This is a genomic window from Komagataeibacter nataicola, from assembly GCF_003207795.1.
Classification (GTDB): domain Bacteria; phylum Pseudomonadota; class Alphaproteobacteria; order Acetobacterales; family Acetobacteraceae; genus Komagataeibacter; species Komagataeibacter nataicola.
Map to the genome: position 1 here is coordinate 19649 of NZ_NIRT01000036.1, position 9114 is coordinate 28762.

The 9114-nt window shown below is 61.5% G+C and carries 17 protein-coding genes and 1 tRNA gene; 15 read left to right on the top strand and 3 right to left on the bottom strand.

All coding sequences use genetic code 11. From position 1 onward, the window contains the following. Positions 1–78 precede the first annotated feature (78 nt). From CDI09_RS14640 to CDI09_RS14705, 15 genes are all read left to right on the top strand, one after another. A complete protein-coding gene (locus tag CDI09_RS14640) occupies positions 79–474 on the top strand; it encodes a hypothetical protein (RefSeq protein WP_110569679.1) in 396 nt (131 codons plus the stop codon). Then, positions 471–743, top strand: coding sequence for a hypothetical protein (locus CDI09_RS14645; protein WP_078525162.1), 273 nt, complete (start codon positions 471–473; stop codon positions 741–743). Before CDI09_RS14640 ends, CDI09_RS14645 begins: the two co-directional genes overlap by 4 nt. Then, the gene (locus CDI09_RS14650; RefSeq protein ID WP_078525160.1) at positions 740–1036 is read left to right on the top strand and encodes a hypothetical protein; all 297 of its coding nucleotides are present in this window, start codon (positions 740–742) and stop codon (positions 1034–1036) included. The genes CDI09_RS14645 and CDI09_RS14650 overlap by 4 nt, the downstream gene beginning before the upstream one ends. Next, a complete protein-coding gene (locus tag CDI09_RS14655; RefSeq protein WP_078525159.1) occupies positions 1033–1353 on the top strand; it encodes a hypothetical protein in 321 nt (106 codons plus the stop codon). The genes CDI09_RS14650 and CDI09_RS14655 overlap by 4 nt, the downstream gene beginning before the upstream one ends. Beyond that, entirely contained in the window at positions 1350–1475 is a 126-nt protein-coding gene (locus tag CDI09_RS18880) for a hypothetical protein (RefSeq protein WP_257788379.1), read from the top strand. Before CDI09_RS14655 ends, CDI09_RS18880 begins: the two co-directional genes overlap by 4 nt. After that, positions 1472–1729 (top strand): hypothetical protein, encoded by a 258-nt coding sequence (locus tag CDI09_RS14660; protein WP_078525157.1) that lies wholly within the window; start codon positions 1472–1474, stop codon positions 1727–1729. The genes CDI09_RS18880 and CDI09_RS14660 overlap by 4 nt, the downstream gene beginning before the upstream one ends. Then, entirely contained in the window at positions 1729–2184 is a 456-nt protein-coding gene (locus CDI09_RS14665; RefSeq protein ID WP_078525156.1) for a hypothetical protein, read from the top strand. Before CDI09_RS14660 ends, CDI09_RS14665 begins: the two co-directional genes overlap by 1 nt. After that, positions 2181–2693 carry a hypothetical protein gene (locus tag CDI09_RS14670; protein ID WP_078525154.1) on the top strand — a complete coding sequence of 171 codons (513 nt, stop codon included), beginning with the start codon at positions 2181–2183 and terminating at the stop codon, positions 2691–2693. Before CDI09_RS14665 ends, CDI09_RS14670 begins: the two co-directional genes overlap by 4 nt. Continuing rightward, a complete protein-coding gene (locus CDI09_RS14675; RefSeq protein WP_078525153.1) occupies positions 2690–3076 on the top strand; it encodes an SPFH domain-containing protein in 387 nt (128 codons plus the stop codon). The genes CDI09_RS14670 and CDI09_RS14675 overlap by 4 nt, the downstream gene beginning before the upstream one ends. After that, positions 3073–3957 carry a hypothetical protein gene (locus CDI09_RS14680; protein ID WP_078525151.1) on the top strand — a complete coding sequence of 295 codons (885 nt, stop codon included), beginning with the start codon at positions 3073–3075 and terminating at the stop codon, positions 3955–3957. Before CDI09_RS14675 ends, CDI09_RS14680 begins: the two co-directional genes overlap by 4 nt. Continuing rightward, positions 3954–4637, top strand: coding sequence for a DUF2786 domain-containing protein (locus tag CDI09_RS14685; RefSeq protein WP_078525150.1), 684 nt, complete (start codon positions 3954–3956; stop codon positions 4635–4637). Before CDI09_RS14680 ends, CDI09_RS14685 begins: the two co-directional genes overlap by 4 nt. Next, the gene (locus CDI09_RS14690; protein ID WP_078525148.1) at positions 4634–4873 is read left to right on the top strand and encodes a hypothetical protein; all 240 of its coding nucleotides are present in this window, start codon (positions 4634–4636) and stop codon (positions 4871–4873) included. Before CDI09_RS14685 ends, CDI09_RS14690 begins: the two co-directional genes overlap by 4 nt. Continuing rightward, on the top strand, positions 4870–5313 hold the full coding sequence (locus CDI09_RS14695) for a hypothetical protein (RefSeq protein ID WP_078525146.1): 444 nt from the start codon (positions 4870–4872) through the stop codon (positions 5311–5313). The genes CDI09_RS14690 and CDI09_RS14695 overlap by 4 nt, the downstream gene beginning before the upstream one ends. Next, the gene (locus CDI09_RS14700) at positions 5306–5617 is read left to right on the top strand and encodes a helix-turn-helix domain-containing protein (protein ID WP_167370186.1); all 312 of its coding nucleotides are present in this window, start codon (positions 5306–5308) and stop codon (positions 5615–5617) included. The genes CDI09_RS14695 and CDI09_RS14700 overlap by 8 nt, the downstream gene beginning before the upstream one ends. Positions 5618–5679: 62 nt before the next feature. Further along, entirely contained in the window at positions 5680–6561 is an 882-nt protein-coding gene (locus CDI09_RS14705; protein ID WP_170120501.1) for a tyrosine-type recombinase/integrase, read from the top strand. An 8-nt stretch (positions 6562–6569) separates the two neighbouring features. Here the strand turns inward: CDI09_RS14705 and CDI09_RS14710 are convergent. The 3 genes from CDI09_RS14710 to CDI09_RS14720 form a co-directional block, all read right to left on the bottom strand. Beyond that, a tRNA-Thr gene (locus tag CDI09_RS14710) sits at positions 6570–6644 on the bottom strand. A 97-nt stretch (positions 6645–6741) separates the two neighbouring features. Next, on the bottom strand, positions 6742–7155 hold the full coding sequence (gene dksA, locus CDI09_RS14715; RefSeq protein ID WP_061273614.1) for an RNA polymerase-binding protein DksA: 414 nt from the start codon (positions 7153–7155) through the stop codon (positions 6742–6744). Between the two features lie 114 nt (positions 7156–7269). Next, a complete protein-coding gene (locus CDI09_RS14720; RefSeq protein ID WP_408884503.1) occupies positions 7270–8943 on the bottom strand; it encodes an efflux transporter outer membrane subunit in 1674 nt (557 codons plus the stop codon). Between the last annotated feature and the right edge of the window lie 171 nt (positions 8944–9114).

The following is a 9114-nucleotide window of genomic DNA, read 5'->3' on the forward strand; positions in this document are numbered from 1 at the left end:
TAGCTCACAAATCGCTTGACTAAAAATGTGAGCCAATATCACATTCCCTTCATCGCCACCCGCGATGGAGGTTTTTTTGTGTCTACCGATTCCAATATCCGGCCGGAACCGCCCGGCGACCTGATCCGCATCGAGCCGCCAGAGCAGCTTATCGAGTTGCATACCCTGCGCCTTGGGGAGACCGGCCGCGATCGCTGCGTGACCTTCACCGCTGCGGATGAAGCCCGTGCCCGAGCACTCATCGCCGATACCGAGCATGACTGCCTGAAAAAAGGCGAAATGCCCTTCCGCCTGACTGTGCTCCGTGCCCAGCGGGTAGCCACGGCCACCAGTCTGATCCGTATGCTGAGCGGCACTGTCACATTCCCGTCGGCTCTGCACCCCATGGAAGTGTCAGAGCTGCAGCAGAAATGGCAGGCTTTTCTGGCAACCGTTCTGGCCGAGAAAATTGCGGACAACGGGGAAGGTCAATGACTGTCCCGCTTCACGCGGTCTCGTTTGGTGAAGTGCAGGACCTACAATCTGCGGTCCTGCGCCGCCAGGACTGTGAGCGCCAGATGCGCGCCGCCCTGTCCAGCAGCCCCACGCCCGGCCTTGTCCTCACCCACGCTGAACGCTGGCGCATCCGGCACTGCATCGCGCAGCTCATGAGCGCGCTCGATGCCGAGGATATCGCCCTGCACCAGATCAGCCGCCACCGCGCGGCCAGCCATACCCCGAACAGGAAAGAAACTGCGGCATGACCGACATTTTCCGCCCTCTGTCACCGCGCGACCTCGCCGCGCGCATGACCCTCGTCAACCAGTCCGTCAGCCAGAACCTGCTGCATCAGTTCAACCGGTTCATGATCGATGCCGAGCAGGCCAAGGCCGAGGGTATTCCGCAGGCCTGCCGCCATGCCACTGCCCAGGCCGATGCCCGCTGGCTGGATATGGAGACCATGCTCATCAACGCCGCCCCGATCGACCGCACCAGCGGCGAGATCGAGGCCAGCCTGTTCGCCCAGCGCCGCAAGGCGGGGAAGGTGCGGTCATGAGGCTCTGCGATCTGGAGCTGGCGGAGAAGATGCGCGAGCGTTACCGGAAGGCCGTAAAGGCATTTGAGGAAGCCGCTGAATATCCAAACGGCTTTTTCACGATCGGCTCCCATTTCCATCATGCTCCGGACATAGCGAAGCTGAGCGGCGCCGAGCTGACCCCGCTACTGGGCAGGCAGGCGGCTGAGATTGCCATCGAACTGATCGGTCTCGGTATCAACATGGATAATGAGGTCAGTGAGCATCTGGTGCCTTATGTGATGGCAGCACGGGATGCGGCGGTAGAAGCCGCAAAGGGCGGGAGCAAAGAGCAATGAGCTTGCTACCCGAACCGATCCGCCAGCGGCTGCCAACCACCCAGCAGGTAATGGCCTGCGTCGTTTTTTACGCCCTCATGTGGGGTGCCAGCCTGCTTCTGGTGCTGGAGTGCCTGCCATGAAGCCGAAAGAGCGCGACATGCAGGAAAAGGTGCTGGGAGCCCACCGTGAGGCGATCCGTATCACCCGTGAGCCGTCCGTAACCGCCCACACCGTGTGGCGCTGCATGCCCGGCCTCAAGCGCCGCTCGCACGTCACGCGCATCCTGAACAGTCTTGTCGACAAAGGCCTGCTCGCCACCAGCGGCCATCAGGGCCAGCGGGGCGAGTTCGTGGTCACCTACGGCATGCCGGGCAGGATAGGGGGCACTGCGTGATGGCCCAGCGGCTCGACCTTGTCGATTTCATCGCAGGCCTGCCCATGCCGGTTGCTGCTGCACCGCAGGCAAACCCGCTGGACCTGCTGCCGCGCCGCCCCAAAGCATGGGAGCGCCTGGTCGCCCACGTTCCGGCAGAGGATGTCCGCATCAGCGTATCCCCGACCTGGACACGGGTGGTGGTGGAGCAGCTGCGCGAGGACGGGTGCGGTGACCAGTTGCGTGCCAACGGCAGCATCGTATCCCACGACGTGCCGCCCGACCTCATCTGGCCCGAGCCCTGCCGCCTGATCCTGATGACAGCCGCCAGCGCGGCCCGCATCCACGAATGCTGGTGCCTGGAGGAAGCTCCCGGCACCGGCCTCACGAACACCTTCCGCTTTGCCCAGCAACAGCATGCTGACCGCACGCCCGTGTCGCAGCAGCTGTGCCTGCTGGCAGAGGAGCAGTCATGACCAAGATGAAAACACAGGAGCCGCAGTATTATATTGTTCCTGCACAGCTGACATACCCGCAGCGCGAAGCATTTTACCACGCGTTGGACAGCGTAAAATCCGTGGAGCAAGCAGTCGCCACAATCGGCACCCCCATCCCGCCGTGCGCGGATGTGGAAACGGTAGGCTACCTTGTCGATGAATGGGATCATGGCGGATACGTCACTGCGCAAAAACCCTTATGCAGAAGTAAGATGCCCAAGGAGCTTGTCCGCCGTGCCGACATGGAAGCGCATGTCGCCCACCTGAGCGCGGAGATCGCGCGGTTACGCGTGGTCGAAGCCGAAATGCACCTGCTGGAAGAAGTATGCGCCTTCTACGCCAACGATGAAGACCGCTTCATCAAGGCTGACGGCAATGCCGAGCCATACGGGATGATCCCCACGGATGTAGGAATGAAGGCCCGCAGTGCCCGCGCCCGGTTCATGGCGAGAGAGCAGGCTGCGCAGGAAGCGGGAGGCAAGTCATGAGCGGCGAAGCTGGCGCGTTTGGCGCAGTGGTCGGTCTCGGTACTGTCCTGGTTATGTGCGCGGGCGCAGGCCTCTATGGCTGTCCACGTTACAACGTCTATTCAGCCAAGATGACAGGCGAGGCGGAACTGGCGCAGGCCACGCAGAACCGGCAGGTGCTGGTCCAGACCGCGCAGGCCGAGCGTGACGCAGAGATCCTGCGCGCCGAAGGGACTGCCAAGGCCAACAAGATCATCGGGGAGAGCCTGAAAGAAAACGCAGAATACCTGCGGTGGCTCTGGATCAGCAAGCTGGACAACCAGACCAACAAGACCGTCGTCTATGTGCCAACCGACGGCATGGTTCCCCAGTTGGAAACCGGACGGATTGGGGAGGCAAAATGAGCTACGACCACGCATCCCGCCTGGCCGATCATGTCATGAGCGAAGCACCATGCCGGTCTTTCCATTTCAGCCGCCCCAAAAGTTCAGCCTACTGGTTCAACCTGATGTGGATCCGGGGCAAGCTGATCCTGACCGGCGACGGCTGCGACATGACGTTCACCCACTACCAGGCGTGTTCGTCGTTCGATGCGGCCATCAAGTGGGCATCGGAATCGGAGATGGATTACCTGCTGCGCAAGGCGGATCAGCGGGAAGAATATGACGCGGACGCCACCCTGCAGGCCATCATCCAGTGGGCCAACGCCCCGGTGATCGAGGCCCTGAATGGCGGGGTCGATGAGAGGTACGTCCAGTATGTCGAGGATGGCCGCAAGAAATACCGCACCGTCCGCACGCCACGTCGGGATGGTTATCGCCATCTGTGCCAGGAATACCGCCGGGCAGTCGCTGCAGGCCTGCAGCAGGATTTCTTGGATAATGTGGAAGTGACGGATCCACGTCCGATCACGCGCCGTGAGACTAGGCCCGAATGGCTGGATATGGCCCATCCCGTATTCAGCGACTTCTATGATTTCGACCCATGCTGGATAAGGTGGTTGAGACTTTGGAAGGATACCCTTGGATCTGACTGGGATCCCCGTATTTCGGCCTACCCGCCCGCGATGGTCACCACACATGATGGCCGCTGGCGGATCAAGGATGAACTGGAACGCCGACTGGACGAACCCGGCAGCAGGGGCCTCGACTGCATTTTCGAAGGCAGTGTGGACTGCGTCTTTAGCTGGACCCGCACACAGAAATACCAGTTTGAGGCTATCCAGTTCGCCTGCCGCCAGATCATCGCGGCCGGGCTGGTCGATATGACGGTGGAGGTTCCATGAGCCAGAAATCAGTCATGGATCGCCTCAAGAAGTTGATGGCGCTGTCCAGGTCAGGCAACCCGCATGAGGCCGCCACCGCATTGGAGCGCGCGCAGCAACTCATGCAGGAGCATCAGATCACCGAGGATGATCTGGACCTGTCGAATGTGGCGGAGTTTGCGTGCCAATTTACCTGGGGCGCGAAGAGCCGGCCGGCCAGATACCAGACCCGTCTCTGGTCGATGATCAATGGTGTCTTCGGGGTAAAATCGGTCTTTATGGAAGGGACCGGTCAGATCAGGTTCTACGGCCTGTCCAGTCGTGCTGAGCTGGCAGCCTATACCTGTGAGGCGCTTAGCAGGCAGCTTAGCCAGGCGCGAACCGATTTCCTTCACTCGCAAAACAAGCGCGTCAAACGCACGACCAAAATCAGCCGTGCCGACAATTTTGCCGAGGGCTGGATCCTCTCCGTGCGCAGCAAGGCGCAACGGCTCGCCATTCCATTCGAGGAAGAGCAGTTGCTGCTCCGCTACGAAAGCACAGCATTCAGTGATCTGTCGGAAATGACGGGCCGGGCAGCCCCGCCGTCGCGCCGATCTGATCAGGCATTCACCGACGGCTATCGGGAAGGGCATAAGGCAGTCCTGCATGCTCCCCTCTCTGGTGAGAACCGTCTGGCTATCACGGGAGAGGTCGCATGAAGCTGCCTGTCAGGCGAAAGCGCATTACCGCGGCAACCATCAAGGCTGGATGGAAAAAGAAAGCACGTGCTCTCACCCAGCCCCAACGCCAGCAGGCCTTCGATATGCTCCGGTCTGGAGCAACTATCGGATCGGTTCAGGAGACCCTTGAAATTGATACGGGCACTGTCCTGGGCATCCTTGAACTGTGCACCGTCAAGACCGTGATCACGTCCCTGAAGGAGGTCGCTCCATGACCACCATTCCCAGCGCGGTAGTGGAGGCTGCCGCGCGTGCGCTGTGCGAATCATACAATGACCCGCATGGCCCCGATGCAACGGTCATGACCATCAAGGGCGGCACGTTGGTGCCCAACTGGCAGACCTATCGCCGGGCTGCGGCCAATGTCCTGATTGCGGCGGCCTACGCATCCAAGGGTCTGAAACCTCAAGCCCTTGATGACCAGGCGCATCCCTGTCTGCGGGGCCTCCAGTTCGGCCGTGAGATCTACGATGTCGAGATATACGGCAACGGGCAGGGTGAATACCTCGGCATCGTGCTCGAGGAGAGCGGACCCAGCAGGATTGTTTTCCGTGGGCCTCTGGTCAGGGAAGGGGATGTCAGGCTGATTCGGGCACGAGGGGTGCAGGCCTGGAAAAGCAAAGAGACTGAAGTAAAGGATGATCCAAATGGGTGAGTTACCAGAAAAGCGCCTGCGTATTGCGGATGTGGCGACAGCCTGGGACTGCTCCCATCAGCATGTTCGTAACCTGATCAAGCGGGGAGAATTACCGGCCATCCGAATCGGATCGCTGTTCCGAATCCGCCCAGATGATGTTGTTGCTTACGAAAATCGAGAGAAATGTCAGACCGACCAGCCCCGACTTACAGCCTCGCAGTCCGAAACGGTCATTTCTACGCCCAGTGGTGGGATCCTCAGCGAGGCAAGAGACGTGTTTCGCTTGGGACAAAAGATCGGGCAGCAGCAACACGCGCGCTAGGGCGGCTCATGGCAGGGGTAGCATCCCCTGCACCGCCATCTGAACCCTCGGTGGATATGATCTTGGAGGGTTACCTGAATGATCGCCGGGAGCGGGTCGCCAGCTTTCAGACCCTTGCGCACGCGGCAGCAGCCCTGGGCGAGCATCTGGGCTTCCTGAAACCCGCTGATCTCACAACGCAGATCTGCCGTGGCTATGCAGACAAACGCCATGAGCAGGGATGGCGCGGACTGCCTGCCGGGCAATGGCGCCCCATCAGTAACGGCACCATCATTCGCGAACTGGTCACATTACGGGCGGCCATGAGTTGGGCTGTCAAGGAGAAATGGATCGCGCGGGAGCCGTCAATCGAGGTGCCATCAGCACCTCCACCACGCGAGCGCTGGCTTACCCATCAGGAAGCCAACAGGCTTCTAGGAGTGACTACCACGCCCCATGTCCAGCTTTTCATCCTTATGGCCCTGTACACCGGCGCACGCACTGGGGCCATTCTCGAGCTGACCTGGGATCAGGTTGACCTGCAGACAGGCGTTATCAGCTTTGGCCGGGGGACTGGCAACAAAGGTCGCTCGATTGTGCCAATGGTGCCCCAACTGCGCCAGGCGCTCACGGTCGCTGCCGAGGGGCGCACGACCGACTGGGTTATCGAGTATCGCGGGAATCGCGTCCGAAAAATCAAAACGGCCTTTAACAAACGCGTTCAGAAGGCAGGCCTCGAGGATGTTACTCCTCATACCCTGCGACACACCTGCGCGACATGGATGGTAATGGCTGGTGTGCCGTTTGAGATGGTCGCTAAGTTTTTGGGGAACAGCGTGGAGATGATCGAGCGCGTCTATGGGCACCATAGCCCTGACTGGCTGAAAAAGGCCACTGACGCTCTATCGGTATTCTCTGGTCCACGTGGACCAGACAACACAGAAATGCGGGACAAAAAAATCTAGGAAAATCATGGTGCTGCTGGACAGGATTGAACTGTCGACCTCTCCCTTACCAAGGGAGTGCTCTACCACTGAGCTACAGCAGCACGGTATGCGGGCTTCCTAACTTTTCCTGCACCGGCTGGCAACCCCCTTTTATCACCTTTTGGCAAATTGGGGCGTTCCAGCCGGGCAGGGAAGGGGTCAGTCGTCGCGGTGGATGCGCTCCATGCGTTCGTGGCGTTCCTGCGCCTCGATCGACAGGGTGGCGATGGGGCGGGCCTCGAGGCGCTTCAGCCCGATGGGCTCGCCGGTTTCCTCGCAAAAGCCATAGGTGCCCGCTTCAACGCGCAGCAGGGCCTGGTTGATCTTGGAGATCAGCTTGCGGGCGCGGTCACGGGTACGCAGCTCGAGCGCGCGGTCGGTCTCGACACTGGCGCGGTCGGTAATGTCGGCTTCATGAATGCCGCCTTCCGACAGGCTGGCCAGCGTTTCATCCGCTTCCTTGAGAAGGTCCGCCCGCCATTTCAGCAACTTGAGGCGGAAATATTCCACCTGCTGCGGATTCATGAATTCCTCATCATCCGAGGGGCGATAGTCGGGGGGCAATGTAATCATACGAACAGGTCCCTGCGCCATGCTTCCGTGTGGCAGTTACTGGCCTGCCAGTCGGGAACGGGGCGGCTTATACTAGCAAGGCGCGCGCGCGCCAAGCTTTTAACGCACAACCCATCAGGCAGGCTGGCGCGGCGTGGTGGAAGGAGCGGTGGCCGCGGGCGTGCCGCCAGTTGCAGCCGGGCGGGCCGTGGCGGTGGCCTGCCTGCGGCGTGGCGTGTCGGGGTAGGTTGTCTCCCACCCACCGCCAAGCGCGTTGTACAACCGCACCAGATTGCCCGATATGGTGGCGGTGCTGGTGGTGAGGTCGGACTCGGCCCCGAGGTACTGGCGCTGGGCATCGAGCACGTTGAGGTAGGTCACCATGCCGTTGCGGTACTGGTTCTGCGCCAGTTCCAGTGCATGGTGGCTGGCCTGCAGGCGCTGGTCGAGGCTGTCATGGCGGCGCTGCTCATCGGTATAGGCGGTGAGCGCGTTATCCACATCGTGCCAGGCGCCGAGCACGGTTTTCTGGTAGTTGATGGCGGCTTCCTTCTGGGCGGCCTTGCGCAGTTCAAGCTGGCCGCGCAGGCGCCCGCCCTGGAACAGGGGCAGCGTGATGGAGGGGCCGACATTCCACGCCTTGGCGTTCCAGAAGCCGAGATCGCGGAAGGAGAGGGATTCGAAGCCAAAGCCTGCATTGATGGTCACGCGCGGGTAGAACTCGGCCACGGCCTCGCCCACCTGCGCGGTGGCGGCGTGCAGGTTGGCCTCCGCGCGGCGGATATCGGGGCGGCGGCGGGCCAGCTCCGAGGGCACGCCCACCGGCACGCGCGGCGGCACGGGCGGAATGGCGGCGGCGGTGAGCAGTTCATCGGACAGTGCGCGCGGCGGCGCGCCCATGAGCAGGCTCAGCGCATTGACCTGCATGGCCAGCTGCTGCTCGAGCTGCGGGATCTGGGCCAGCGTGTTCTCATACTGCGCACGGGCCTGTTCCACCTCGAGGTTGCTGGCCAGCCCCTTGGTGTAGCGCTGCTGGTTCAGGTCCAGCATGGATTGCGCCACGTCGCGGTTTTCTAGCACGATGCGCAGCTGCTGCTGCGTGTTGCGCAGCTCCATGTAGTCACGCGCCACTTCCGACTGGCGCGAGATCAGCATGCCGCGGCGGGATTCGTTGACCGCCTGCGAACTCGCGGCCGCGGCCTCGTATTCACGCCGCACGCGGCCCCACAGGTCGAGCTCCCATGTGGCGTCCACGCTGTCGCGCCACTGGTTGAACAGTGGGATCTTGGCCTTGCCCGGCGTGCCCGCCACCTGGCCGAGTTCCGGGTGTTCGCTCTCCACATCGGTCACGATGCGCTGCAGCATCTTGGTGCTGTACTGCTGGCGGGCGTAGGAGCCGGTGGCCGACATGGCAGGGTAGCGCTCGGCGCCGGCAATGCGCAGTTCGGCCCGGCTCTGGGCCATGCGGTAGGCATAGGCGCGGACATCAAGGTTGTCGGTTGCCACGCGCTGCTCGAGCTTGGTCAGCTCGGGATCGTTGAACAGGGCCCACCAGGCGGTGTCGGGGTCATCAGGCGTGGTCTGGCTGGCAACTTCGGCAGGCTTGCCGTTTTTGTCGGTTGCGGCCGCGATGCGATCCGGGCCGCCATACTGGTTGGGAACCCACGGCTTGGGCTTATGGAAATTCGGGCCAACCGCACACCCGGCGGTCATGACCGACAACCCGACCACGGCCGTGCGCCATGAAATTCCCCTACCCACCAACATGGCCCCCCTGTCGTGCCTGAACAGCTGATATAAACTCTGCATTCTTGGCATGGTTTTTAAACCATGGCATGAATGACCGATCAGTTCGGTCAGTCCCCTAGCCTATCGGCTTTCCTTCTGTGGTTACCGTCCGTTATGCAAGAGTTTTCTGACCCATATTGACGTGTGATCGTGTGCGGTCTTCTGTAAGGCCTGTTGATGTGGCCTTTCAGA